Origin of the sequence: Neorhizobium sp. P12A, assembly GCF_008365395.1 — a bacterium.
Lineage (GTDB): Bacteria > Pseudomonadota > Alphaproteobacteria > Rhizobiales > Rhizobiaceae > Rhizobium.
In genome coordinates this window covers 36695-61194 of sequence record NZ_QOVX01000013.1, presented here as the reverse complement: position 1 = coordinate 61194, position 24500 = coordinate 36695, and the positions used below count along the sequence as shown (strand labels likewise).

At 61.2% G+C, this 24500-nt stretch carries 22 protein-coding genes; 10 read left to right on the top strand and 12 right to left on the bottom strand.

All coding sequences use genetic code 11. The features are described from left to right. Positions 1-15: 15 nt before the first annotated feature. From DTW90_RS26550 to DTW90_RS26530, 5 genes are read left to right on the top strand one after another with little or no spacing between them, the layout of a single operon-like run. Positions 16-1803, top strand: a complete 1788-nt coding sequence (locus DTW90_RS26550) for a gamma-glutamyltransferase family protein (RefSeq protein WP_149342236.1) — start codon at positions 16-18, stop codon at positions 1801-1803. Positions 1804-1807: 4 nt separating this feature from the next. Beyond that, on the top strand, positions 1808-2566 hold the full coding sequence (locus DTW90_RS26545) for a DUF1028 domain-containing protein (protein WP_149342234.1): 759 nt from the start codon (positions 1808-1810) through the stop codon (positions 2564-2566). 43 nt (positions 2567-2609) lie between these two features. After that, positions 2610-4439 carry an ABC transporter ATP-binding protein gene (locus tag DTW90_RS26540; RefSeq protein ID WP_149342232.1) on the top strand — a complete coding sequence of 610 codons (1830 nt, stop codon included), beginning with the start codon at positions 2610-2612 and terminating at the stop codon, positions 4437-4439. Positions 4440-4483: 44 nt separating this feature from the next. Further along, positions 4484-5401 carry a M14 family metallopeptidase gene (locus DTW90_RS26535; protein WP_149342230.1) on the top strand — a complete coding sequence of 306 codons (918 nt, stop codon included), beginning with the start codon at positions 4484-4486 and terminating at the stop codon, positions 5399-5401. Positions 5402-5453: 52 nt separating this feature from the next. Next, complete coding sequence (locus DTW90_RS26530; protein WP_246665058.1) at positions 5454-6221, top strand: transporter substrate-binding domain-containing protein; 768 nt, start codon at positions 5454-5456, stop codon at positions 6219-6221. A gap of 12 nt (positions 6222-6233) precedes the next feature. On the opposite strand, the gene DTW90_RS26525 is transcribed toward DTW90_RS26530, so the two are convergent. The 9 genes from DTW90_RS26525 to DTW90_RS26485 form a co-directional block, all read right to left on the bottom strand. Then, positions 6234-7154 carry a DMT family transporter gene (locus DTW90_RS26525; protein ID WP_149342229.1) on the bottom strand — a complete coding sequence of 307 codons (921 nt, stop codon included), beginning with the start codon at positions 7152-7154 and terminating at the stop codon, positions 6234-6236. A 95-nt stretch (positions 7155-7249) separates the two neighbouring features. Further along, the gene (locus DTW90_RS26520) at positions 7250-9160 is read right to left on the bottom strand and encodes a DEAD/DEAH box helicase (protein ID WP_149342227.1); all 1911 of its coding nucleotides are present in this window, start codon (positions 9158-9160) and stop codon (positions 7250-7252) included. 159 nt (positions 9161-9319) lie between these two features. Continuing rightward, the gene (locus DTW90_RS26515) at positions 9320-9838 is read right to left on the bottom strand and encodes an RES domain-containing protein (protein WP_149342225.1); all 519 of its coding nucleotides are present in this window, start codon (positions 9836-9838) and stop codon (positions 9320-9322) included. Beyond that, positions 9831-10202, bottom strand: a complete 372-nt coding sequence (locus DTW90_RS26510) for a DUF2384 domain-containing protein (RefSeq protein WP_149342224.1) — start codon at positions 10200-10202, stop codon at positions 9831-9833. Before DTW90_RS26510 ends, DTW90_RS26515 begins: the two co-directional genes overlap by 8 nt. A gap of 77 nt (positions 10203-10279) precedes the next feature. Beyond that, positions 10280-11071: a crotonase/enoyl-CoA hydratase family protein gene (locus DTW90_RS26505; RefSeq protein ID WP_188080062.1), complete on the bottom strand. Its 792-nt coding sequence runs from the start codon at positions 11069-11071 to the stop codon at positions 10280-10282. Continuing rightward, complete coding sequence (locus DTW90_RS26500; protein ID WP_149342220.1) at positions 11068-11946, bottom strand: hydroxymethylglutaryl-CoA lyase; 879 nt, start codon at positions 11944-11946, stop codon at positions 11068-11070. Before DTW90_RS26500 ends, DTW90_RS26505 begins: the two co-directional genes overlap by 4 nt. Next, positions 11943-13931: an acetyl/propionyl/methylcrotonyl-CoA carboxylase subunit alpha gene (locus DTW90_RS26495; protein WP_149342218.1), complete on the bottom strand. Its 1989-nt coding sequence runs from the start codon at positions 13929-13931 to the stop codon at positions 11943-11945. The genes DTW90_RS26500 and DTW90_RS26495 overlap by 4 nt, the downstream gene beginning before the upstream one ends. 7 nt (positions 13932-13938) lie before the next feature. Continuing rightward, a complete protein-coding gene (locus tag DTW90_RS26490; protein WP_149342216.1) occupies positions 13939-15546 on the bottom strand; it encodes a carboxyl transferase domain-containing protein in 1608 nt (535 codons plus the stop codon). Further along, positions 15547-16710: an isovaleryl-CoA dehydrogenase gene (locus DTW90_RS26485; protein WP_149342214.1), complete on the bottom strand. Its 1164-nt coding sequence runs from the start codon at positions 16708-16710 to the stop codon at positions 15547-15549. It abuts the gene before it with no gap. A 611-nt stretch (positions 16711-17321) separates the two neighbouring features. Here DTW90_RS26485 and DTW90_RS26480 point away from each other — a divergent pair. From DTW90_RS26480 to DTW90_RS26470, 3 genes are all read left to right on the top strand, one after another. Next, on the top strand, positions 17322-17576 hold the full coding sequence (locus tag DTW90_RS26480) for a hypothetical protein (RefSeq protein WP_132524505.1): 255 nt from the start codon (positions 17322-17324) through the stop codon (positions 17574-17576). A gap of 126 nt (positions 17577-17702) precedes the next feature. After that, entirely contained in the window at positions 17703-18371 is a 669-nt protein-coding gene (locus DTW90_RS26475; RefSeq protein WP_149342212.1) for a response regulator, read from the top strand. Then, positions 18361-19773, top strand: coding sequence for a sensor histidine kinase (locus DTW90_RS26470; RefSeq protein ID WP_149342210.1), 1413 nt, complete (start codon positions 18361-18363; stop codon positions 19771-19773). The genes DTW90_RS26475 and DTW90_RS26470 overlap by 11 nt, the downstream gene beginning before the upstream one ends. A 74-nt stretch (positions 19774-19847) precedes the next feature. On the opposite strand, the gene DTW90_RS26465 is transcribed toward DTW90_RS26470, so the two are convergent. The 3 genes from DTW90_RS26465 to DTW90_RS26455 all read right to left on the bottom strand — a co-directional run bounded on the left by DTW90_RS26465 (position 19848) and on the right by DTW90_RS26455 (position 22672). Continuing rightward, on the bottom strand, positions 19848-20729 hold the full coding sequence (locus DTW90_RS26465; protein ID WP_149342208.1) for an ABC transporter permease: 882 nt from the start codon (positions 20727-20729) through the stop codon (positions 19848-19850). 14 nt (positions 20730-20743) lie between these two features. Continuing rightward, positions 20744-21562, bottom strand: a complete 819-nt coding sequence (locus tag DTW90_RS26460) for an ABC transporter ATP-binding protein (RefSeq protein WP_149342206.1) — start codon at positions 21560-21562, stop codon at positions 20744-20746. A 99-nt stretch (positions 21563-21661) separates the two neighbouring features. Then, positions 21662-22672, bottom strand: coding sequence for an ABC transporter substrate-binding protein (locus DTW90_RS26455; protein ID WP_149342204.1), 1011 nt, complete (start codon positions 22670-22672; stop codon positions 21662-21664). A 719-nt stretch (positions 22673-23391) separates the two neighbouring features. On the opposite strand from DTW90_RS26455, the gene DTW90_RS26450 reads away from it, so the two are divergent. Beyond that, the gene (locus tag DTW90_RS26450) at positions 23392-23595 is read left to right on the top strand and encodes a KTSC domain-containing protein (RefSeq protein ID WP_132524511.1); all 204 of its coding nucleotides are present in this window, start codon (positions 23392-23394) and stop codon (positions 23593-23595) included. A gap of 344 nt (positions 23596-23939) precedes the next feature. After that, positions 23940-24404, top strand: coding sequence for a helix-turn-helix transcriptional regulator (locus DTW90_RS26445; RefSeq protein ID WP_132524512.1), 465 nt, complete (start codon positions 23940-23942; stop codon positions 24402-24404). Positions 24405-24500 lie beyond the last annotated feature (96 nt).

Below are 24500 nucleotides of genomic sequence, written 5' to 3'. Positions count from 1 at the left end.
AAAAGGACTTTTGAAATGAATGCATTCACGACCCGCCCCGAAATCCTTGGCACCTTCGGCGTCGTCACCTCGACCCACTGGATCGCCTCGGCGGTCGGCATGAGCATCCTGGAAAAGGGCGGCAATGCCTTCGATGCTGCCGTTGCGACCGGCTTCGTGCTGCAGGTTATCGAGCCGCATCTCTGTGGTCCCGGTGGCGATCTTCCGGCACTCATCTATTCCAAGAAGAAGGACAAGGTCGAGGTTATATGCGCGCAGGCCCCAGCGCCCGCAGGTGCAACGATCGAGCATTATACCGGCGAGGGCCTGACGCTGATCCCGGGAGACGGGCTTCTTGCGACCGTCATCCCCGGCTCCTTCGATGGCTGGATGCTGATGCTGCGCGACTACGGCACGATGACGGTTCGCGATGTCCTCGAACCCGCGATTTTCTACCTGGAGAACGGCCATCCCGTGCTCGCCCGCGTTTCCACGATGATCAAGGGGCTGGCGGACTTCTTCGAAAAGGAGTGGCCGACATCCCATGCCACCTGGCTCCCCGGCGGTTCGGCACCGGAGCCACTCTCCAACTTCAGGAACCCTGTCCTTGCCGAGACATGGCGGCGCGTCGTCGCCGAAGCGGAAAGCAAGCGCGGGCGCGAGGAGCAGATCGAAGCTGCGCGGGACGCCTTCTATCGCGGTTTCATTGCAGAGGCGATCGACAAATACGCCCGGAACAACGCGGTCATGGATGCCAGCGGCACCAAGCACAAAGGTGTGCTGACCGCCGACGACATGGCAGGCTGGTCGGCGACGGTCGAAGCGCCGCAAACCTTCGATTACAACGACTGGACCGTTGCCAAGATCGGTCCTTGGGGCCAGGGACCGGTATTCCTGCAGACGTTATCGCTGCTGAAAGGCTTCGACCTCGCTGCCATGGAGCCGACAGGCGCCGATTTCGTCCACACCGTGGTCGAAGCGATGAAGCTCGCCTTCGCCGACCGGGAAGTCTATTACGGCGACCCTGAATTCACCGACGTGCCACTCGATACGTTGCTGTCCGAAGCCTATGCCGCAGAGCGCCGCAAGCTGATCACATCGGAGGCGTCGCTCGATCTTCGCCCCGGCAAGATTTCCGGCTTTGAGAGCCAGTATGATGCGACCATGGCGATGCTGGACACATCCGCCTCCAAATCGGGTGCCGTCTACGAGCCGACGATGGCGCACCTGACGGAGAAGCGTGGCGACACAGTCCATATCGACGTCATCGACCGCGAAGGCAACATGGTGTCGGTCACGCCTTCGGGCGGCTGGCTGCAATCGTCGCCGACCGTTCCGGGCCTCGGCTTCTGCCTGAATTCCCGCGCGCAGATGTTCTGGCTGAAACCCGGCCTGCCCTCATCGCTCGCACCCGGCAAGCGGCCGCGCACCACGCTGACGCCGTCCATCGCGCTTCACGAAGGTCGTCCGACGCTCGCCTTCGGCACGCCGGGCGGCGACCAGCAGGAGCAATGGCAGCTCGCCTTCTTCCTGCATTATGTCCATCACAAACTGAACCTGCAGCAGGCATTGGACCTGCCGCTCTTCCACACCACCCATTTCCCGAGCTCCTTCTATCCCCGCACACGCGAGCCCGGCGGCCTGACCGCCGAAGCCAACTTCCGGCCTGACGTGCTCGAAGCCCTGCGCAACAAGGGTCACAAGCTAACGGTCGCCGAAGAATGGACCGTTGGTCGCCTGACGGCCACGCGGCGCGATGTCGACGGATTGCTGCGTGCCGCAGCAACGCCGCGCCTGATGCAAGCCTACGCGGTGGGGAGGTAAGCGCATGACCTGGTCCATCGTTACCCGCGATCCTGAAACCGGCTACCTCGCGATCGCCGTCGCTACCCGCTTCTTTGCGGTCGGCAGCGTCGTCCCTCATATCCGTGGGCGCATCGGCGCCATCGCGTCACAGGCCTTCTCCAGCCCTCTCTATGGTACGGACGGCCTGATCATGCTTGCCGAGGGCAAAACACCGCAGGAGGTGATCACTGCGCTGACGAGCCGCGATGACGGACATGAGCAGCGCCAGCTCCACCTCATCGACAGCAAGGGCCGCAATGCCGCCTTCACCGGATCCAAATGCATCGACTGGGCAGGCCATCTCGTTGACGAGAACGTATCCGTCGCCGGCAACATGCTCTCCGGCCCGCAGGTGATCGCCGAAACCCTCTCGACCTTCAAGAAGACAGTGGGAAAGCCGCTGGCGGAACGTTTGCTGGAGGCCATGGATGCCGGTGAATATGCCGGCGGCGACAAGCGCGGACGGCAGTCGGCGGCACTCGTCATCTACCGCGACCAGGACTATTCCTGGCTCAACCTTCGCGTCGACGATCATGCCGAACCGCTTGTCGAGCTGCGCCGTCTCTATGCGGTCGCAAAGGAGCGCTTCCTCCCGGTCACGGAAACAATGCCGACGCGGGAAAACCCGAGCGGGATGATCGATCGCAGGGAAATCGACGCGGAGATCGCGCGGATGGAAGCCGAGCGGAGTGCCGCCGGGCTAAGCTCCGCATCCTTTGCCACCTCGCCGAAGACCGCATGAGCTCGTCCGTCCGCAACATGAGTTTGGAATATCGAGGTAAGCCATGACAAATGCAGCCGCAACGCCCGTGCTGTCCGTCTCACACTTGACGACCTCCTTCCTCGTCGATGGCGAATGGCGGCAGGTCGTGCGCGACATCTCCTTTGATGTGATGCCCGGTGAAACGGTTGCGATCGTCGGCGAAAGCGGCTCGGGCAAGAGCGTCACCTCGCTTTCCATCATGCGGCTACTGGCGGCCGGCAGCAGCCGGATCGAGGGTCAGATCACGCTCGGCGGTCGTGATATTCTTTCACTGTCGGACAAGGAAATGCGCAAGGTCCGCGGCAAGGATGTCGCGATGATCTTTCAGGAGCCGATGACCTCGCTGAACCCGATTTTCACGATCGGCCGGCAGATATCGGAGGCGCTGACCTGCCATGGCGACATCTCCAAGGCCGACGCAAAGGCCGAGACTATCCGCCTGCTCGAAAAGGTGCGCATCCCCAATGCCGCGTCCCGCTTTGACGAGTATCCGCACCAGTTTTCCGGCGGCATGCGCCAACGCGTGATGATCGCCATGGCCCTGGCTTCGCGCCCCAAGCTATTGATCGCCGACGAGCCGACGACGGCGCTCGACGTCACCATCCAGGGCCAGATCCTCGACCTGATCAAGATATTGCAGGAAGAGGAAGGCATGTCCGTCCTCTTCATCACCCACGACATGGGCGTCGTCGCCGAGATTTCGGACCGTACCATCGTCATGTATCGCGGCGAGGCGGTCGAGACCGGAGAGACGGACGATATCTTTCATCGCGGCAAGCATCCCTATACCCGCGCGCTGCTATCAGCAGTCCCCCGTCTCGGCTCCATGGCCGACAGGAAATGGCCCCTGCGCTTTCCCATCGTCGATGCGACGACCGGCGAACGCGCGGAGCCGGTCGAAATCGCCGATACGGTCGATCGCCGCAAGACGCCGATCTTAGAGGTGAAGAACCTTGTGACCCGCTTCGATATCCACGGCGGGCTCCTTGGGCGAAAGACGGGGGCTATCCATGCGGTCGAGAACGTCTCCTTCGATCTCTTCCAGGGCGAGACCCTGTCACTGGTCGGCGAGAGCGGCTGCGGCAAGTCCACCACCGGCCGTTCGATCATGCGCCTGCTCGATCCCAACGCGGGCGAGGTTCATCTCGACGGCTACGACGTGATGAAGCTGGATTCGATCAGCCTTCGGCAGATGCGTCGCAGCATCCAGATGATCTTCCAGGACCCGTTCGCCAGCCTCAATCCGCGCATGTCGATCGGGTCAGCGGTCGCCGAACCCATCATCGAACATGGCCTCGGCACCCGCGCGCAGGCCCGCGACAAGGCCGCCGACCTTCTCGAGCGCGTCGGGCTGAAGGCGGACATGATGAGCCGCTATCCCCATGAATTCTCTGGCGGACAGCGTCAGCGAATCTGCATCGCCCGCGCGCTCGCCTTGGACCCCAAGGTCATCGTCGCCGATGAAAGCGTGTCGGCGCTCGACGTCTCGATCAAGGCGCAGGTCTGCAACCTCCTGATGGATCTGCAGCAGAGCCTGAACCTTGCCTATCTCTTCATTTCGCACGACATGGCCGTTGTGGAGCGCGTCAGTCACCGTGTCGCCGTCATGTATCTGGGGGAAATCGTCGAGATCGGGCCGCGCGCCTCGGTATTCGAAAATCCGCAGCATCCCTATACCAGGAAGCTGATGGCCGCCGTTCCGGTGCCCGACCCGTCGAGGCGCGGCATCAAGCGCAATTTTTCGACCGACGAGCTGAAGAGCCCCATCCGCCCGGTCGGCTATGTCGCGCCTGTTCGCAACTACCGCGAAATCTCGACCGGCCATCTCGTACGGCTGGACGAGGCCGCCTGAGTTTTTCACAATATGTCTACTTCGTCATTTTGAGGATCCGATCGATGAACGTCCTTCCCGCCCTGCGTACCGGCAAACCCCGTGTGGAATTCGGCCACGTCAAGCCAATCGAAGAGCTGGAGATCCCCTTCGCCATCATCGAAGGAGCCGAGGCCGGCCCCTGCCTGCTGATCACGGCTGGAGTGCACGGGTCGGAATTCTGCTCGATCGAGTCGGCGGTTCAGCTGATGCAGACCAAGCCGGAAGAGATTAAGGGGACGCTGGTCATCCTGCCCATCCTCAATGTGCGGTCCTTCCACAACCGCAACATCTACATCATGCCGCAGGACGGCAAGAACCTGAACCGAATGTTCCCCGGCAAGCCTGACGGCACGGTCAGCGAGCGCCTGGCCAACTGGCTCGTGACCGAAGTGTTTCCGAAGGCCGATGCCTATATCGATTGCCATGGCGGCGATCTCGACGAGGGACTTGCACCCTTCACCATATTCCCGGCCGGAAGCGAGAAGTCGCAGGCGCTTGCCGCAGCCTTCGGCATTCCGGTTGCGGTCGCGGCCGGCGGCTCGGGCTATACGGTCGATGCGGCCCACAAGCTGGGCATCCCGAGCATTCTGCCCGAAGTCAGTGGCAACGGCCTCTGGGGAGACGACACCGTCGGCATGATGACGAGCGGGATCCGCCGGGTGATGCAGCATATTGGCATGCTGCCGGGCGATGCGCCCATTACAGAACTCAACGTCGTGACCATGTGGGTGCCGACGGCACCGGTGACCGGTCTCTGGTATCCGAAGAAGGACCTGGCGGACCCGGTCGCCAAGGGCGAGCTTCTTGGAGAGATCAAGACCGTGTTCGGCGAAACGCTGGCGAGCATCCATTCGGAAAAGGAAGGTTTCATCCTTTACCGGCTGACCAGCCTGTCAGTAAACGAGAAAGAAGCGTTGCTCGGTGTCGGCACGCCAGTGTAATCGCATTCCTGTAATCGCTCTTCCTGCAGGAACCATCGAGAGGACAGGCTTCATGACATCGACAGCAAACACGACCGGTGGACAAGCCGGCGATGGCGAAGCACTGCGGGAGCTGACACCGAGTGGAGTGCTGCGGGTCGGCATCGTCGCGGCGCCGGCCCCATCGGCGCTGTTCGCCGTTGCGGATGACGAGACCTATCGTGGCGTAACGATCGACATCGGGCGGGCGCTCGCCGTGGAACTTGGCGTTTCCCTTTCGCTGGTGAATTTCCCCAATTCCGGCGCCTGCACCGATGCTCTCGAACAGGGCGCGATCGATGTCAGTTTCATGCCTGTGGACGAGGAGCGACGCAGGCGCGTGGCTTTCGGCCCGGCCTATTACATTCTCGAAAGCACTTACATGGTAACTGCCGCCTCCGGCATCACCTCGCTGCAGGAGGTGGATCGCCCTGATGTCCGCGTCGTCGGCATTGCCAATACCACCACGATCCGCGCTGCGACACGCTCGCTGAGCCATGTCGTGCCCGAACCTGTCCAGTCGATTGCAGAGGGTGTCGAGCGGATGCGCGCTGAAACGGCGGAAGCCTTTGCCCTCTCCCGCGACGCCTTCCAGACGCTGTTGCCGACATTGCCGGGCGCACTCGTCGTCGATGGCGGCTTCCAGTCGACGGGCATTGCGATTGCGGTCGGCAGGGAGAAACCGGCCGCCCTGTCCTTCGTCACCACATTCCTGGAAGAGGCTAAGCGCTCGGGACTTGTCCGCCGCGCGCTGGATGCCGCAGGCTTTCCCGATGAGCCCGTGGCGCCGCCACAGGGCTGAACCAAGAAGCGGCTAGTGCCCGTCCTTGGCCACGGCCTCGATGGGCTCGGCGTCCTCGACCACCTTCTTGCGATGGAAGATGAACAGGCCGGCCAGCACGATGATGCCGGAGCCGACGAGAACCTGCGTTCCGGGAATATCGCCGAAGATGATGAAGCCCAGGATGAAGGCCCAGAGCAGCAACGTATATTGCAGCGGGGCAAGCAGCGAGGCGGGGGCAAGCTTCAGCGACCGCGTGATCATCAGGTGGCCGCTTGATGCGACGATGCCGAGAAGCAGCATGCCGCCGAGATCGATCATGGACGGCGTTTTCCAGGCTCCCAGGCTGAGGACGCCGCCGACGATCATGGCGGCAATGGTCTGCCATGTCACAAGCGTCGCATCTTTGGTCGAGCGCAGCACACGGTTCAAGACAAGCGTCATCGCAAAGGAGGCGCTGCCGATCAGGCCGAATATAGACGGCAGTGAAAACATCGCCGTAGACGGCTTCAGCGCGATCACAACGCCGATAAAGCCGGCGAAGATCGCCAGCCAGCGCCGCCAACCGATCTTCTCACCGAGAAAGATGTGGGAGACGGCGGCGACATAGATCGGCCCAGCCATATAAAAGGTCATGACGTCGGCCAACGGCAGATAGGCAACCGCTGCGTAGAAAAGCCCGACATCCATGGTCGCCAGGACGACGCGCAAGAGATGCAGATGTGGGGTCTCGACACGGATCAGCGAGGAGACGCCCTGACGGGCGATCATCGGGCCGAGGATCAGGAAGGCGCCGATAGACCGGACCAGCAGGACTTGGCCGACGGGAAGGCTGGTCACCAGCCATTTTCCCATCGCGTCGTTCAACGCAAACAGGAAGTCACCCGCCAGCATGATGAGAACGCCGGCCAGAATGAGATTGTCTTTGCGACCGGATGACGTCTCTATGCTCATGATTTCATCATTGGCTGGGATTCTGTGTCTGCAACCTTGATGACGGTCAAAGCGATCGAGCGCAAGTGCTTAACGGATAGGCAGGCGGGAAGATTTCAGCCATCCTGCCGCTTCTTGCCACCGAACTTCTTGCCGGCAGGCTTGCCCTGCTTCGGCCGGCCGTCATTCTTCGCAAAATCGGGCTTCTTGAAATCCGGCTTGCCAGGCTTCTTGTTCCAGGGCTTGCGGTCCTGCTGTTCCGCGGACGCATCCTGCCTTGCAGCCGGGCGGGGTGACTTGCGCTGGAAGGCCGGTTCCGCATTGTCCTTGGCATAGGACTTCTTCTTTGTCGGCGCGAAAGAAACATCCTGACCCGAGCGGGAGGTGTCCGGTTTGCCATCCAGCGGCTTCACGCGGATACCTTTCTCCAGCGTACCCGCAGGCCCGATCGCCGCCATGAAACGCTCGGCACCCTCGGCGGAGAGTTCGACGAAGGTTTCGTCGGGCTGCATGCGGATTGCGCCGATATCACGCTTGGTCAGGTTTCCGTGGCGGCAGAGCATCGGGATCAGCCAGCGTGGTTCCGCGCTGTGCTTGCGGCCAACCGAGAGCGACACCCAGGCGCCATCGGTGAAATCGGCGCGGACCGGCGGGCCGTCTTCACGGGGTGCGGAGAAATCGTCCCGGCGAACGTTCTTGCGATCGTCGTAGACCGAAACCTCGGCTAGATCTTCCGGAGCGGAGTGACCAGCACGGTACTGGCGCAGGAAAGCGGCAGCGACCTGCTCGGGGCCATGGCGCTGAAGCAATTCCTTGATGAAGGAGACCTCGTCCTCGCCAGGCGCCTCGGTGAAGATCGGATCAGCAAGAATGCGCTCGTCGTCGCGCTTGCTGACTTCGTCGGCCGATGGCGGCTTGGCCCAGGTCGCGTTGATGCGCGCATTTTCCAGCAGGCGCTCGGCGCGGCGACGCGCGTTGAGCGGCACGATCATCGCGCTCACCCCCTTCTGGCCGGCGCGTCCGGTGCGGCCGCTGCGATGCAGCAGCGTTTCCGGATTGGTCGGCAGATCGGCATGGATGACGAGTTCAAGGCCCGGCAAGTCGATGCCTCGGGCGGCGACATCGGTCGCGATGCAGACACGGGCGCGACCATCGCGCATGGCCTGCAGCGCGTGGGTACGCTCGTTCTGGCTGAGCTCGCCCGAGAGCGCCACGACGGAAAAGCCGCGATTGTTGAAGCGGGCCGTCAGATGGTTCACGGCAGCGCGCGTCGAGCAGAAGACGATGGCGTTACGGGCTTCGTAGTAGCGCAGCACGTTGATGATCGCATTTTCGCGGTCGCTCGGGGCTACGACAAGGGCGCGATATTCGATGTCGACATGCTGCTTCTGCTCGGACGCCGTAGCGATGCGCACGGCGTCGCGCTGGTAATTCTTGGCAAGCGTCGCAATGGAACGCGGGACGGTTGCCGAAAACATCAGCGTGCGCCGGTCGGCCGGAGCGGTGTCGAGGATGAATTCGAGGTCTTCACGGAAGCCGAGATCCAGCATCTCGTCAGCCTCGTCGAGAACGACGGCCTTGAGTTCGGAGATGTCGAGCGCATTGCGTCGGATATGGTCGCAGAGGCGGCCCGGCGTACCGACGACGATATGGGCGCCACGTTCGAGCGCACGCCGCTCGCTACGGATATCCATGCCGCCGACGCAGGAGGCGATGGTCGCGCCGGTCATCTCATAGAGCCATTCCAGCTCGCGCTTGACCTGCAGCGCCAGCTCGCGTGTCGGCGCGATCGCCAGTGCCAATGGCGTACCGGCGCGGCCGAAACGGCCTTCGCCATCGAGCAGCGTTGGCGCAAGCGCGAGACCGAAGGCGACAGTCTTGCCCGAGCCCGTCTGCGCCGAGACCAGCGCGTCCGCACCCTCAAGCCCGCTATCGAGCATCGCCTTTTGAACCGGCGTCAACGTCGTATATCCGCGTTTTTCCAACGCCTGGGCGATCGCTGGTGCGATGCCTTCGAATTCAGTCATGTCATGTCTTTCGGAATTCGGTTTTCGCGCGCCGGACTATGGGAGGATCGGACTGGCGCAGATCGCCGCGGCCCGCACGTCGCAGGCCTGTTCATAGCGCGCTACATACGCGGTCGCCGGCGAAATGTACAGTGCCGATTAGGACATGCTTTCCGATGGTTAAAGCCAGGATGCAGGCGACTTCGGTAACCGCCCCTCGGGATCGACGACATCGAGCTTCGGCCCGCCAGCCATATTCCAGCGCCAGAGCGCGACGCATGTCCCGCCCGGCGACATGAAGGAGGGATAGATCACGCCGTCGAAGCCCTGCGCAAGCAGCCGCTCACGCAGGCGGTGCGTCTCCGGCACTTCTTGCCTGTCGAGCACAAAACGCCATTCGCATCGGTGGATTTCCACGGAAGCTCCGACGGCATCCAGTTGCACCGGATCGGTAAGGTCGGCAAGCAGCGCATTCCTCAGCTCAAGCTGCGCAATCAGGGCCGGATGCTGGACAAAGCCCTGATTATATTCCGCCCAGGCCGTCGAGAGTTCTCGCGCCGCATAGATGGTCAGCGCACCGACGGGATTCCAGCGACCGCCGAAGCGCGCGGCACCCTCGCCCGACAGCGGCGCATGTGCCCACCGCGGCACGAAAGCGCGCCATAGATGATGGATCGGAGGCTCCCTGGTCTCAGGCATAAACGCCGGACCGCACAGCCTCCAGATAGGCAAGCACGCGATCCGCCTTGCCCTCGTTGACGAGATCGAAGGCCGTTTTGCCGGCCCAGCCGGGAATGGGCTGATGCTTGAACCAGATGACTGCGCGGCTTTCGTCACCCGCCATTTCGGCAGCCATTGCCAGGATGCGGACGATCGGACTGAGAGCGCTGTCGACCTTGCGCGCACTCGATTTCGCCGTCAGCGTATTGCGCGCGACACCGGTCAGCTTGGCGAGTTCGGACAAGGTCACGCCCAGTTGCTCTGCAACGCGCCTTGCCGACAGAAAGGGCGAGCCACCGTCGCCGAACCGGCTTGCTACAACATCGAAACCCATCGCGGCCATCACAGCCTCCAGCATGCTTTGATCAGAACAATATCAAAATATGCTCAATTGACGCGCAATTCAAGCGCAGGGTGTAGTCAGCCCGGCTGCGCCCACTCCGGCTTCCGATGCTCAAGAAAGGCTGCGACACCTTCCTTCGCCTCAGCGGTTTCCCAAGTGTCGGCCAGTTGCTGCACCGCACTCTCAACGACCTCTTCCGTAATCGGCGCGCCCAATGAGCGCGCAAGCCTCTTGGCACGCGCCACCGCTCCGGGCGCAGCGGAGAAGAAATGCCGGATTTCGCTTTCGATTGCCTCGTCCAGTTCCTCTGCTGGTACGACGCGGGAAATAAAGCCGGCGGCATGCGCCTGCCATGCATCGATCACCTTTCCCGATAGAAAAAGCGGACGCGCCCTGCCCTCACCGATGCGGGCAACGACATAGGGGCTGATGGTGGCCGGGATCAGGCCGAGACACACCTCGGTCAGACCGAAGCGAGCAGTGGCTGCGCCAATCGCGAGATCGCAGACGCTCAGAAGCCCGACGCCACCGCCGAAGGCATTGCCGTGAACGCGGCCAATCAGAGGCTTCGGCATCTCGTTCAGCGCCTTCAGCATCAGAGCCAGCCGCCGGGCTTCGGCCACGCGTCCAGCGCGATCCGCATCGAATTGCGCGCGCATCCAATTCAGGTCGCCGCCGGCGCAGAAGCTTGCGCCCTCGCCCGCCAGAATGACCGCGCGCACGGCGTTATCCGATCCAAGCCGAAGCGCTGCCTCGGCCAATTCATCGATCATCTGCGCCGACATGGCGTTGTGCTTTTCGGGCCGGGCAAGCATCACCCGCGCCACCCCCCTTTCGTCGATTTCGCTGCGGATCGTATCTGCCATCAGACATTGCTCCTCAGGCGGGCGGCGAAAGCTGCAGCGCGCTCAAGCTTTTCGACGGAGAGCCCGGTCTCGAAGCCCTTGCTTCTCAGAAAGCGCTCGACCGACAAGGTGTCCACATTTCCCTTCGCGCCCGGCGCATAGGGACAGCCGCCGAGGCCACCGACGGAGGCATCGAAAACCCGCAAGCCATGATCCAGGGCCACTTCGATATTGTCGAGCGCCCGCCCCGACGTGTCATGGAAATGACCTGCCAGCATCGAAGCCGGAAGATCCGTAAGCACCGTCTGCAGCATTTTCGCGACCGCTTCCGGCTGACCTCTGCCGACCGTATCGCCGAGGCTGATCTCATAGCAGCCGAGATCCCGAAGATAGCGCGCGACGCGAGCGGCATTGGCCGGCGGAACGGCTCCCTCATAAGGGCACTCGACCACGCAGCTCACATAGCCGCGCATCGGTATTTGATGCTCGCGGCTTGCCTCCGCAACAGGTCGGAAGCGGGCGATGCTCTCATCGATCGAGCAGTTGATATTGTGCAGTGAGAAGCTCTCGGACGCTGATGCGAAGATTGCAATTTCATCGGCTCCGGCGTCCAAGGCAGCCGTGAAGCCTTTCATGTTCGGCGTCAGAACAGCATAGCGAACCCCCGGGTTCCGCGTGATTGCCGCCATGACCTCTGGCGCATCGGCAAGCTGCGGCACCCATTGCGGACTTACGAAACTGGTGACCTCGATCCGTTCGAAACCGCATTCGGAGAGCAGGTTGACGAGCGCGATCTTCTCATTCGTCCCGATCAGCTCCTTCTCGTTCTGCAATCCGTCACGCGGCGACATTTCGACGATCGATACATGTCCGGTCGAGGGCGCGGCAGACGAACTCATGACGCCTCCTTCGGCTCCAGCGATAGCAGAACCGTACCCTCGGCAACCTGATCGCCCTCCGCGACATGAACGTTTTCGACCACACCATCATCCATGGCTGCCAGAGTCAGCTCCATCTTCATCGCTTCCATGACGATCAGTGCATCGCCGGTGGAGACGGTATCGCCGGGACGTACTCGAACGATCTTGACGAAGCCCGGCATCGGCGCCACGAGATGGTCGCTGCCGGCAGCGTGGTCGACACCGCCAGCCAGCATATCCGGCACATGAAACTCATGAGCCTTGCCGTCGGCAAGCAGCGTCATCCGCTGAGGCGATCCGAATATCTGGATGCGCATCTGACGCCCGTCGACCTCCATGAGGCAACCATCCTCGAGACGTCGAATGATGCGGGTTGCGGTCATGCGCTGATCGGTCTGGACGACGAACAGATCCCGTCCCTTGGCAATGACCCTAAGAAGAATGCGGCCATAAGCATGTTCCAGTGTCACGATGCGGCTCATCTCGCCCCATTGCTGCCAATGGCCAAGGGCCTGCCAGGGGTCGTTCGCGTCGAAGGCCCGGTGGACATCCAGCGACAGAACCGCGGCCGCGGCGACGATTGCGTCACCCGGCGGTTCGATTGAAGTCAACGCGTCCACCTGGCGATCGATCAGCCCGGTATCGGGATGGCCGGCGACGAAATCGCCCTGCTTGCTGAGCCGCGTCAGGAAATCCAGATTTGTCGTAACCCCACCGATCCGGCATGCCTGCAGGCCGCGCGTCAGTTTTCCAAGCGCTTCGCGGCGGCTGGGCGCGTGGACGATCAGCTTTGCGATCAGCGGATCATAATAGGGCGACACCTGATCCCCCGCCCTGACGCCGGTATCGATCCGCACATCGTCATCGGGAAAGGTCAGGTGCGACAGCGTGCCTATCGCGGGAAGGAAAGCATGAGCGGGATCCTCCGCATAAATCCGTGCCTCAAAGGCCCAACCGTCGATTTCGAGATCGGCCTGCTTCTTCGGCAGCGGTTCGCCGGCGGCAACGCGCAGTTGCCACTCGACCAGATCGAGATCCGCAATCGCCTCTGTGACGGGATGCTCGACCTGCAGTCGGGTGTTCATTTCCATAAAGAAGAAGCGATCCGGCCATAGGCCGCTCGATGCATCGACGATGAATTCGACAGTCCCAGCACCGCGATAGCCGATAGCCTGCGCTGCCCGAACGGCGGCGTCGCCCATCGCCCGGCGCATCTCTTCGGTCATGCCAGGGGCCGGCGCCTCTTCGATCACCTTCTGATGCCGGCGCTGCAGCGAGCAATCGCGCTCGAAGAGATGCACCATATTGCCATGTCGATCGCCGAAGACCTGGATTTCGATATGCCGGGGCTGGACGAGGTATTTCTCCACCAGCACGGCATTGTCGCCGAAAGCCCCCTGCGCCTCGCGCCGGGCCGCATCGAGTGCTGAGGAGAAATCCTCCGACCGCTCCACCCGTCGCATGCCCTTGCCGCCACCGCCCGCGCGAGCCTTGATGATGACGGGATATCCGATCTCTTCGGCACGCTCTGCCAGAAAGCCGGCATCCTGATTATCGCCGTGATAGCCGGGAACGATCGGAACGCCCGCCCGCTCCATCAGCATTTTCGCCACATCCTTGCGCCCCATGGCGCGGATGGCATCGGGAGGCGGACCGATGAACACAAGACCAGCGGCTTCGACGGCCGCGGCAAAATCGCCGTTCTCGGAGAGAAATCCATAGCCCGGGTGAACGGCCTGGGCACCCGAGCGCCTTGCGACCGCGACGATGCGCTCGATCGAAAGATAACTCTCGGCGGCAGGCGCAGCACCAAGCCGAAATGCTTCATCGGCTAGCTCGACATGCAAGGCGCCGATATCGGCATCGGAATAGACGGCGGCAGTGCGGATACCCATCCGCTTTGCCGTCCGGATGACGCGGCAGGCAATCTCGCCCCTGTTGGCTATGAGGATCTTGTCGAACATCGCCGCCTCACATCCTGAAGAGCCCGAAACGCGTATCGTCGATCGGTGCGTTGAGCGTTGCGGAAAGCGAAAGTGCGAGCACATCGCGGCTCTTGCGCGGATCGATGATGCCGTCGTCCCATAGCCGTGCCGAGGCGTAGAGCGGATGGCTCTGCGCCTCGAAGCGATCGAGGATCGGTTGCTTGAACTGCGTCTCCTGCTCCTCCGTCCATGGCGTGCCCGCGCGTTCCAGCGCCTCGCCCCGGACGGTCGCCAGCACGCCTGCAGCCTGTTCGCCACCCATGACCGAGATCCGGCTGTTCGGCCAAGACCAAAGGAAACGCGGCGAGAAGGCGCGGCCGGCCATGCCGTAATTGCCGGCGCCGAAGGAACCGCCGACCAGCATGGTGATCTTCGGCACCTTGGTCGTCGCTACCGCCGTCACCAGCTTGGCGCCGTGTTTTGCTATGCCTTCGGTCTCGTATTTCCGCCCGACCATGAAACCGGTGATGTTCTGCAGGAAGACGAGCGGTATCTTTCGCTGCGAACACAGCTCGACGAAATGGGCGCCCTTCAAGGCGGACTCCGAAAACAGCGCGCCATTATTGGCGATCAACCCTACCGGCATCCCGTGAACATGGGCAAAGCCGCAGACCAAGGTCGTGCCATAACGCGCCTTGAACTCGTCGAAACGCGAGCCATCGACGATGCGGGCAATGACCTCTCTTATATCGTAGGGCGTTCGCAGGTCCGCCGGAACGATCCCGGCTATGTCAGCCGGATCGTAAAGCGGTGCTTCCGCGGCCTGCATTTCGATCGATGGCCTCTTCGGTCGATTGAGCATGGAGACTGCCTGACGCGCCAGCGCCAGCGCATGGGCATCGTCGCGCGCCAGATGGTCGGCAACGCCGGAGAGCCGGGTATGCACATCGCCGCCACCCAGATCCTCCGCGGTGACGATCTCGCCCGTCGCTGCCTTCACCAGCGGCGGCCCGGCAAGGAAGATCGTTCCCTGGCCTTCGACGATGATGGTGTCGTCGGACATGGCAGGCACATAGGCGCCGCCCGCCGTACAGGAGCCCATCACGACAGCGATCTGCGCAATGCCCGATGCCGACATGTTGGCCTGGTTGTAGAAGATACGGCCGAAATGATCGCGATCCGGAAAAACCTCGTCCTGATTGGGCAGGTTCGCTCCACCGGAATCGACCAGATAGATGCAGGGCAGATTGTTCTCGGCCGCGATCTCCTGCGCCCTGAGATGCTTCTTGACCGTCATCGGATAGTAGGTGCCGCCTTTGACCGTGGCGTCGTTGCAGACGATCATGCATTCGCGGCCTCGGATGCGGCCGATACCGGTTATCAGGCCAGCGGCAGGAGCATCGTCGCCATACATTCCATGGGCGGCCGTCGTTCCAACTTCGAGGAACGGCGTGGCGGGATCGATCAAGGTGGCGATCCGGTCGCGCGGTAGCATCTTGCCGCGGGCAACATGTCGTTCGCGCGCCGTCGCACCGCCGCCATTCGCGGCCTGCAACGCCGCCTCCTCGACCACACGGATCGCTTCGATCATCCCCGCGCGATTGGCCTTGAAAGTCTCTGAACTGGTGGAAATCTGCGATTTGAGGACGGTCATCTATGCCGTTTCCGAAAAGAGTTCTCGCCCGATCAGCATGCGCCTGATTTCCGATGTGCCGGCGCCGATCTCATAGAGCTTGGCGTCGCGCAGCAGACGGCCGGCGGGATAGTCGTTGGTATAGCCATTGCCGCCCAGCGCCTGGATTGCCTCGAGCGCCATGCCGGTTGCATGCTCGGCGGCATAGAGGATGCAGCCTGCTGCGTCCTTTCGGGTCGCCTCACCACGATCACAGGCTGCGGCCACGGCGTAGACATAGGCGCGGGCCGCATTCATCGTCACATACATATCGGCAAGCTTGCCCTGCATCAGCTGGAATTCGCCGATTGCCTGGCCGAACTGCTTTCGCTCGTGCAGATAGGGAATGACCACGTCCATGCAGGCGGCCATGATGCCGAGCGGGCCGGCGGACAGCACCACGCGCTCATAATCGAGGCCGGACATCAGCACGCGTACACCGCCGCCGACGCTGCCAAGCACATTCTCCTCGGGCACCTCGCAATCACGAAAGACAAGCTCGCCGGTGTTGGAGCCGCGCATGCCGAGCTTGTCGAGCTTCTGGCCGGTCGAGAAGCCCTTGAAGCTTTTCTCGATCAGGAAGGCGGTGATGCCCCGCGGTCCGGCCTCCGGATCGGTCTTGGCATAGACGACCAGCACATCGGCATCAGGGCCGTTGGTGATCCACATCTTGCTGCCGTTCAGGACATATCGGTCACCGCGCTTTTCGGCGCGCAGCTTCATCGCGACGACATCCGAACCGGCCGCCGGCTCCGACATGGCGAGTGCTCCGACATGCTCGCCGGATATCAGCTTCGGCAGATAGCGCTGCTTCTGCTCATCGGAGCCGTTTCGACTGATCTGATTGACGCACAGATTGGAATGGGCACCGTAGCTCAAGCCCACAGAGGCAGAGGCACGGCTGATCTCTTCCATCGCGACGCAATGGGCGAGATAGCCGAGGCCGGCGCCGCCATAAGCTTCAGGCGCGGTAATGCCGAGCAGGCCAAGAGCACCCATCTCCCGCCAGAGAGCCACCGGAAAGTTGTTTTCTCTATCGATAGAAGTTGCAAGCGGCGCAATGCGCTCGTCAGCAAAGCGACGAACACTTTCGCGCAATGCTTCAACATCCTCCCCCAGAGCGAAGTTCAGTCCGCCTGAATACATTTCTCCTCCCTCCCCGTTCAGCCTCAGTCAAGCTGCATGCGGCATGCGTGGCCTCTTCTCCCTCGACGTTTTTTCATATGCGTCCATGCGCTGCGAAACCTGCACCATGATATCTGGGACGACCGCCTCCTTGACCGGCCCGAAACCACGAAAGGATCGGGCAAAACTCCACGAAGGTTCTTAGCCGAGCAAGTTGGCGCAGCAGCCGCAAAATCCAAGAGCCGAACTCCCCTTTCTTCGGCCATCCATTCGGCTCTTTGCCTGCAAGCTGACGCGCATGTTTGCGGCTTGTTTGGTTTCTCCTCAAAAACCGATTGGATCGCCTTCGCAATCCTGACCACGTGCTTTTGATATTAGCACTCCTGAATGCTAACTTCCGAACGAAGACAGTCGTGCCCGCGCATGATTTATAAAGGAACATGCCCCGAAATGTTCCACTCTTTGCCGAAAATGATCCGACGACCGGCACGAATCATCCGCTCGGTCTTTTGTCGGCAGCCCGTCCTTCCCTTCGGAGAGGACACGGCAATGTGATTATCCGTCCGGAACAGTGCGCCGAGAGAGGCGTTACCGATAAGGGTGAACCACCCCGCAAGCTGGAGGATAACGACATGATCAGAACGACGATTATTGCGGTGATGCTGGCTGGAGCAAGTGCTGTGCCGAGCTTCTCTGCAAGCATGGCAATGATGAAATGCGACAATGACTCGATGACGAAAGTGCAGTCGCAAGTGGACGCCATGACGGATGCCGCCAAGAAGAAGACGGCCATGAAGAGTTTGGCGATGGCCCAGACGGACATGAAGGCTCACAAGATGAAGTCCTGCGCCACCCATATGAACAATGCGATGAAATCGACGATGTAGGGCGGCGGCCCTTCGACAACGCAAGGCCCCGGGTCGGGCTTAGAAGCTCGACTTTCCAGTTAAAATCTCACGGCGTGGCGCGCTTCGGCTCGCCACGCCGTTCGCGTGCTTGTAATATGTTTTCGCATGAGGATTCTGATCGTCGAGGACAACCGCGAACTGGCTTCCTGGCTCGGCAAGGCGCTGCGCCAGGCGCAGTATGCCGTCGATATAGCGCATGACGGCGAAGACGCGGAACACATGCTGAAAGTCGCTGCCTACGCCGTCGTCATTCTTGATCTGTCTCTGCCGAAACTCGATGGCCTGACCCTGCTGAAACGGCTGCGCCAGGGCGGCAACAAGGTGCCCATCATCATCCTGACGGCCAATGCCAGCCTCGATGGCCGTGTTGCCGGCCTTGACAGCGGTGCCGACGACTATCTCGCCAAACCTTTCGAAATTGCGGAACTGGAAGCCCGTATCCGGGCGCTCGTTCGTCGCGGCCATGACCGCGCAGCACCGGAGATCGCCATCGGCGATCTGGTCTTCGACGGAGGCACACGGCAATTTTCTCTCGGCGGCGATACGCTGGCACTGACGCCCCGGGAGCATGCCGTGCTTGAACACCTCATCATGAAGGTCGGCACGACAGTTACCAAGACAGCTCTTTCGGAGAGCGTCTTCGGCTTCGATGACGTCGCTGATCCGAGCGCCATCGAAATCTACGTACATCGGGTTCGCAAGAAGCTGGAGGGCAGCACGGTGCAGATCGCCACCCTGCGCGGCCTCGGATATCTGTTGCGCCATGCGCACTGAAGACACGGCAATTAGACGCGGGAAAATGAGCCGCGTCTTTCACAGGCTCCGCGAGAGCCTTCAGATCCAGTTGCTGGCATGGGTGCTTTTGACGCTGTTTGGCGCAATCTGCATCAATCTCTACCTTAGCTTTCGCTCGGCCGACATCACGGCCGATCTCGTCACTGACCATACGCTGCTCGCCTCGGCCCGCGTTATCGCGGAAGCTGTCCATGTCGATGCGGGCGGCACGGTCGCGGTCGATATTCCCCCTGCTGCACTGGAGATGTTCGATACGGGATATGGAGACCGGGTGTTCTATCAGGTGGTGACTGCATGGGGCAGCCTGGTGACCGGCTTTCCCGGCATGCCCCAGCCCAAGATCGAACAGACCGGCGAAGACGGCAATTTTCGCGGCGACCCGGTGCGCATGGTGATGCTCAACCATCCTGTCGTCGGCTTGCCGAATGATGGCGACATCTCGGTGACCGTCGCGGTGACGCGCAATGGCCAGCATGCTATGCGCCGCAGTCTCTGGCTGTCGGATTTCACCAAGCAACTCGTGCTGGTCCTGCTTGCCGGCCTGGTCACCATCATCGGCTTACAGCGCGGATTGGCACCCGTCCTGCGGCTGCGCGACGCGGTCCGCGATCGCGGCCGCGACAGGCTCGACCCCTTGCGGCCCGATATGGTGCAAAGTGAGCTTCGCCCGCTCGTCCATGCCCTCAACGACCATATGGAAAGGGTGCAGAACCAGATGGCTGCGCAGAGGCGCTTCGTTTCCAACGCCGCCCATCAACTGCGCACGCCGCTCGCGTTGATTTCGACGCAGGCAAGCGTCGCCGCGCGCGAAGCGGACTCGGGCCGCAGGGACGAGGCTCTGCAAGCGCTGCGCGGCAGCACCCGTCAGGTGACCCGCCTGGCGAGCCAGCTTCTCACGCTGTCGCGTGCCGAACACGGCGCGCGTCGGCCGCGCAATGACAGGATCGATCTTTCCGCCATCGCCCGTCAGATCCTGGAAAGTCACGCCGAGGAAGCGCTGAGGCGAAACCTCGACCTCGGCCTTGAGGCGGAAGAGCCTGTTTTCGTCGAAGGCGACGGCACAATGCTGCGCGAGATGCTGGTCAATCTGGTCGACAACGCGCTGCGCTATACGCAATCGGGCGGAACGGTTACGGCGAGCATTTCGAAGCAGGACGACGTTGCCATTCTCGCTGTCGAAGACAACGGACCCGGCATTCCCGAAGCCGAGCGCGGTCAGGTATTCGAGCGTTTTTACCGCATCATGGGCACCGAGCAGGAGGGCAGCGGTCTGGGCCTCGCCATCGTGCGCGAAGTCGTCGACAGCGCCGGAGGCTCGGTTGAGCTCGACGAAGCGGCGGGCGGCGGGCTCCGGGTGACGATACGGCTGCCGGCGGCGTAGGAGTCAGTCTCAAGGCAAAAAAGAAGGCCGGGTGGGGGCGCCCGGCCTTTTGAGTTTGCGGGTGGATTCTGTGTTTATTGAATGTCCATGTGCTGCTGCGGGCGCCATTTGGCGAGCCGGTTCTCGACAATGGTCATGATCGCTTCGGCAGCCAGCGTTACGATCATGACAAGGATGATCGCCGCATACATGCCGGCGGCATCGAAGGTTCCCTTGGCGATCGAGATCAACTGACCGATGCCGAAGCGCGCACCGACGAACTCGCCGACGATCGCACCGATGATGGCAAAGCCGAAGGAGACGTGGAGGCTGGCGAAGATCCAGCTCATGGCCGAGGGGACGATGACCGTGCGCGTCACCTGCCAGTTGGAGGCTCCGAGGATGCGGGCGTTGGCGATCATGTTGCGATCCGCCTCACGCACACCCTGGAAGGCGTTGGCGAAGACGACGAAGAAGACCATGATGAAGGCGAGCGCCACCTTGGACGGCAGGCCGAGCCCCATGATCATGATGAAGATAGGCGCAAGCACGACGCGCGGGATCGAGTTGATCGCCTTGATATAGACCGAAAAGATATCCGACAGGAACCTGTTGCGGCCAAGACCGATGCCAACAAGGACGCCGGTGATCGAGCCGGCGAAGAAGCCGATCAGCGCCTCTTCCATGGTGACCCACAGATTGTACCAGAGCGAGCCCTCGGTCGTCCCTTCCGTCGCCCACTCATAGAGACGCTGCACGATGGCGCTCGGGCTCGAATAGAAGAATGGGTCGATCCACTGCAGATTGGAGGACAGTTCCCACAGGCCGATAACGATGACGAGGATCGCGATCTGCCAGAAGAGCACCAGATTCTTGCGACGCTGGATCGATTTCAGCGCCGCTGCTTCGATTTCCGCATCCGAGGTCCCGGTGCGGAACACGGGAGCCGTTCCGGCCTCAAGGGTTGTATGTGCCATGATCCTGTCCTCCCTTACGCCGCTTCGCTGGCGCGGCGATAGCTGGTCTCGACCTCTTCGCGAAGGTCGTCCCAGATGGTCTTGCAATAATCGATGAAGCTCTGCTCGTAGCGGATTTCCGAGACGACGCGCGGGCGCGGGAGATCGATCGGATAGACCGACTTGACCGTTGCCGGGCCGGCGGTGAGCACGTAGACCTTGTCAGCAAGCGCCACGGCCTCTTCGAGATCGTGGGTGACGAAGACGACCGAGGCCTTGCGCTCTGCCCAGAGCTTCAGCAGCTCTTCATGCATGACGGTGCGGGTCTGGACGTCGAGCGCCGAGAAGGGCTCGTCCATCAACAGAATTTCCGGCTCGTTGATAAAGGTCTGTGCCAGCGAGACGCGCTTGCGCATGCCGCCCGAGAGCTGATGCGGATAGTGGTGCAGGAATCTCGAAAGACCGACGCGCGCGAGCCAATCCTTGGCCAGTCTCTCCGCTTCCGCCTTCGACTTGCCGCGAAAGAGCGGGCCGGCCATGACGTTGTCGATGACATTCTTCCATGGAAACAGCGCATCCGTCTGGAAGACGAAACCAACACGCGGATCGATGCCGCTGACCGGGCCGCCCATCAGGCGAACTTCGCCGGCGCTCGGGCGCGCAAGTCCCGTCACGAGATTGAGCGTGGTCGACTTGCCGCAACCGGTCGGACCGACAACGGCGACGAATTCGCCGCGCTCGACGGACATGTTGAAATCGCGCAGCGCCGTCAAAGACTTGCCTGTCGGCGATACGAAGCGGCGGCTGACATTGATCAGCTCGATTGCCGGTGTCCGGCCTTTATCCTGTTGCATCGTGATAACCTGAAGCGTGCTTTCAGCGGGCATGCACGCAAGGCCCGGGATCAATCTGAGCCGCTTCCGGCGGTTGGCCGGAAGCGGTGCGATGGACGCTTACTTGACGTTCTTGACGAATTCGGTCGTGTAGGTCTTCGAAAGGTCGATCTGCTTGCCCTTCACGTTCTTGGAGAACTCGGAGAGCACGGCGAGAACCGTCTTCGGGCCGTCTTCCGGCATGACGCCATCAGGCGTGAACATGCCCTTGCCTTCGTCCAGCGCCTTGATGTAGCCGTCCTTGTCGCCGACGTAGAAATCCTTCGGCATCTTGTCGGCGATCTCGGCGGCAGAATGCGTGTTGATGAACTTCAGCGTCTTCACGAAGGCATTGGCGAGCTTCTGCGATTCTTCCTTGTGGGCTTCGACCCAGGAGGTCTCGAGATAGAAGGAAGCCGCCGGATAGGTGCCGCCAAGTGCCTGGCGGGTTGCTTCAACGGTGCGCATATCAACGAGAACCTTAGCTTCGCCGGTTTTCAGCATGCGCGAGATCGTCGGCTCGGTGGTCATGCCGGCCTGGATCTGATCCTGTTGCATGGCGGCAATGAAAGTAGCGCCCGCGCCAACGGGAACGGTAACCACGTCACCCGGCTGCAGGCCAGCCTTCGAAGCCATGTAGAGCGTCAGGAAGTTGGTCGAGGAACCAAGGCCCGTAACGCCAAGGCTCTTGCCCTTGAAATCTCCGGGCGACTTGATTTCCGGATGCTTGCTCGAGACAAGCTCGACTTCGCCGGGAGCCTGGCTGAACTGAACGATGGATTCGACGAACTTGCCCTTGGCCTGCAGGTCGACGCAGTGATCGTAGAAGCCGACGACGCCTTCCACGGCACCGGCAAGCAGCTGGTTTTCGGCGTCGACGCCGGCGGATTCGTTGAGGATCTCGACGTCGAGCCCCTCATCCTTGAAGTAACCGAGAGCTTCGGCAAGCTTGGCCGGCAGATAAATCTGCTTCTCATAGCCACCGACCATAATGGTGATTTTGTCGGCCGCGTGGGCGGTCGCGCCGAGCGAGGCGGCGGTCATGACGACGGAAAGGGCTACAGTATGAAAAAGAGCGCGTGACGAGCGCATAGGAAATCTCCTCCTGAGTTATGGTCCTCATCGCTTCCCGTCGCCCGACAGGCATCCGGCTTCCTCCGCGATGTTCTCTAAAGCTAGCACGCTAACCTTTCAGTCAGCTTTCAGCGCCAGGACTTTCCGAGAGAGCGGCGTCGCCCGTCGAATTTCACACGCAAAGGACGCACGGCATTTTCAATCCGCTGCAAAATTTCACGGATTATAAGATAGAGGCTTAGCCCCAATTGATGAGGCAACCTCCCTGACGAGTAGGTTTTTCACAATGCTTGTGCGAGTTGCGCAATCAGGAATTAAAGCACAAGTTTGTGGACGGACGTAGCTTTCTGGTGGATCGTCCGCAGCGCCGTGCTTGGACGGCCGGGGCTCGCTGTCCCCCCTTGCCGCTAGGCATGGCGAGCCCCGCAAAGATAGCAAAAAACGAATAAAAAAAGACCCGCTGTTCTTGGTTCAGCGGGCCAAAGACTCCAGCAACTTGTCCGGGCGCGGGCACGACCGGACAACGTGCATTAAGTGCCCCTAATATTACAGGGTCAAGACGTAAATTGAACCAATTTTGGACTTTGCTTATACAATCGGTGATAGATAACTCGTTTGTATCACCCCTAATCCGTTGACTTCGCTCCCCAAAGATGACGAAATTGTAAAGGTCATTGGCGTGCAATGAATGCCTTTCGATTGGCTTCATTTGTTGCTGCAGGCCAGGGGAGCTCAGAATGGAATGGATGCCGGTGAAATCATCACTCATCGAAGCAGTTCGCTACGACGATGAGGTGAAGCGGCTGGATGTGCACTTCATGAACGGCGAGGTACGCTATTTCGGTGTCGTGCCTGCGAAGGTGGTGAAGGAGCTTGTGGCCGCGAAATCACCGGGCCGCTTCTACATGGACGAGATTCGCCGAGTCTATCCGCGGCTCTGAAAACGAGCCAATCGCTCAGTCGAAATTGTGCCGACATACCACGGGTTATTGCGAGGCTATGCGGCTCGCAGCTCAGTCCCCACGAAAGACAATCTCGCCTGCCCGGTATTTCGTTGCGGGTCGGCGTCGGTATTCAACCCGCAATGAAGCTGTATTTGAGCTGCCCGTCATCCCTATGGCTGTTGAAAGTTTATACGGGTGAAGACTTTTAGTTGAAACTCGCCGCGTTTTATTACAGATTGTGCGATTAATGGGATTAAGTCCTTGCCTCTTTCCCGGGGGCACAGCGCAGGCGGGTTCATGCGTAGTTGCACCGTGCTGTTGTAAAACAAGGAGACGGCGCAGTGAGTGTAAAGCTACCCAATCCCATCGACGCCTATGTCGGTTCGCGCGTCCGGATGCGCCGCCTGATGCTCGGCATGAGCCAGGAACGACTGGCCGATCGCATCGGCGTAACATTCCAACAGGTCCAGAAATACGAAAAGGGCACCAATCGCATTGGCGCCAGCCGGTTGCAGACAATTGCCGCCGTGCTTGCCATACCGGTCAGTTTCTTCTTCCAGCAGGATAATTCGCAGGCTCTGACCACCGATGGCATCGGCGGCTTCGACGGCCTGGAAGATCTGTCTGAATTCCTGACATCCAAGGAAGGTCTCGGCCTCAACAAGGCCTTCATGAAGATCACCGATCCGAGCGTCCGCCAGTCTGTCCTCATGCTCGTGCAGTCGTTGGCGAACGCGTCGTCTGCGGAATCCGCTCTGCCCCATAGCCAACTTTCGGCTGACTTGTCTGTCGGTCTGCGCAACTAGACCGACGCAGTTCCCGTGAGCCGACGTTCATGCCGGCCGTAATTCCTTGATTTTCTGACGACTATCCCCTTGTTTGGCGCCCTGGAATTGAAAAAT

Coding starts and splice junctions, on each gene's coding strand:
- DTW90_RS26550 (WP_149342236.1), top strand. CDS start 16: ATGAATGCATTCACGACCCGCCCCGAAATCCTTGGCACCTTCGGCGTC.
- DTW90_RS26545 (WP_149342234.1), top strand. CDS start 1,808: ATGACCTGGTCCATCGTTACCCGCGATCCTGAAACCGGCTACCTCGCG.
- DTW90_RS26540 (WP_149342232.1), top strand. CDS start 2,610: ATGACAAATGCAGCCGCAACGCCCGTGCTGTCCGTCTCACACTTGACG.
- DTW90_RS26535 (WP_149342230.1), top strand. CDS start 4,484: ATGAACGTCCTTCCCGCCCTGCGTACCGGCAAACCCCGTGTGGAATTC.
- DTW90_RS26530 (WP_246665058.1), top strand. CDS start 5,454: ATGACATCGACAGCAAACACGACCGGTGGACAAGCCGGCGATGGCGAA.
- DTW90_RS26525 (WP_149342229.1), bottom strand. CDS start 7,154: ATGAGCATAGAGACGTCATCCGGTCGCAAAGACAATCTCATTCTGGCC.
- DTW90_RS26520 (WP_149342227.1), bottom strand. CDS start 9,160: ATGACTGAATTCGAAGGCATCGCACCAGCGATCGCCCAGGCGTTGGAA.
- DTW90_RS26515 (WP_149342225.1), bottom strand. CDS start 9,838: ATGCCTGAGACCAGGGAGCCTCCGATCCATCATCTATGGCGCGCTTTC.
- DTW90_RS26510 (WP_149342224.1), bottom strand. CDS start 10,202: ATGGCCGCGATGGGTTTCGATGTTGTAGCAAGCCGGTTCGGCGACGGT.
- DTW90_RS26500 (WP_149342220.1), bottom strand. CDS start 11,946: ATGAGTTCGTCTGCCGCGCCCTCGACCGGACATGTATCGATCGTCGAA.
- DTW90_RS26495 (WP_149342218.1), bottom strand. CDS start 13,931: ATGTTCGACAAGATCCTCATAGCCAACAGGGGCGAGATTGCCTGCCGC.
- DTW90_RS26490 (WP_149342216.1), bottom strand. CDS start 15,546: ATGACCGTCCTCAAATCGCAGATTTCCACCAGTTCAGAGACTTTCAAG.
- DTW90_RS26485 (WP_149342214.1), bottom strand. CDS start 16,710: ATGTATTCAGGCGGACTGAACTTCGCTCTGGGGGAGGATGTTGAAGCA.
- DTW90_RS26480 (WP_132524505.1), top strand. CDS start 17,322: ATGATCAGAACGACGATTATTGCGGTGATGCTGGCTGGAGCAAGTGCT.
- DTW90_RS26475 (WP_149342212.1), top strand. CDS start 17,703: ATGAGGATTCTGATCGTCGAGGACAACCGCGAACTGGCTTCCTGGCTC.
- DTW90_RS26470 (WP_149342210.1), top strand. CDS start 18,361: ATGCGCACTGAAGACACGGCAATTAGACGCGGGAAAATGAGCCGCGTC.
- DTW90_RS26465 (WP_149342208.1), bottom strand. CDS start 20,729: ATGGCACATACAACCCTTGAGGCCGGAACGGCTCCCGTGTTCCGCACC.
- DTW90_RS26460 (WP_149342206.1), bottom strand. CDS start 21,562: ATGCAACAGGATAAAGGCCGGACACCGGCAATCGAGCTGATCAATGTC.
- DTW90_RS26455 (WP_149342204.1), bottom strand. CDS start 22,672: ATGCGCTCGTCACGCGCTCTTTTTCATACTGTAGCCCTTTCCGTCGTC.
- DTW90_RS26450 (WP_132524511.1), top strand. CDS start 23,392: ATGGAATGGATGCCGGTGAAATCATCACTCATCGAAGCAGTTCGCTAC.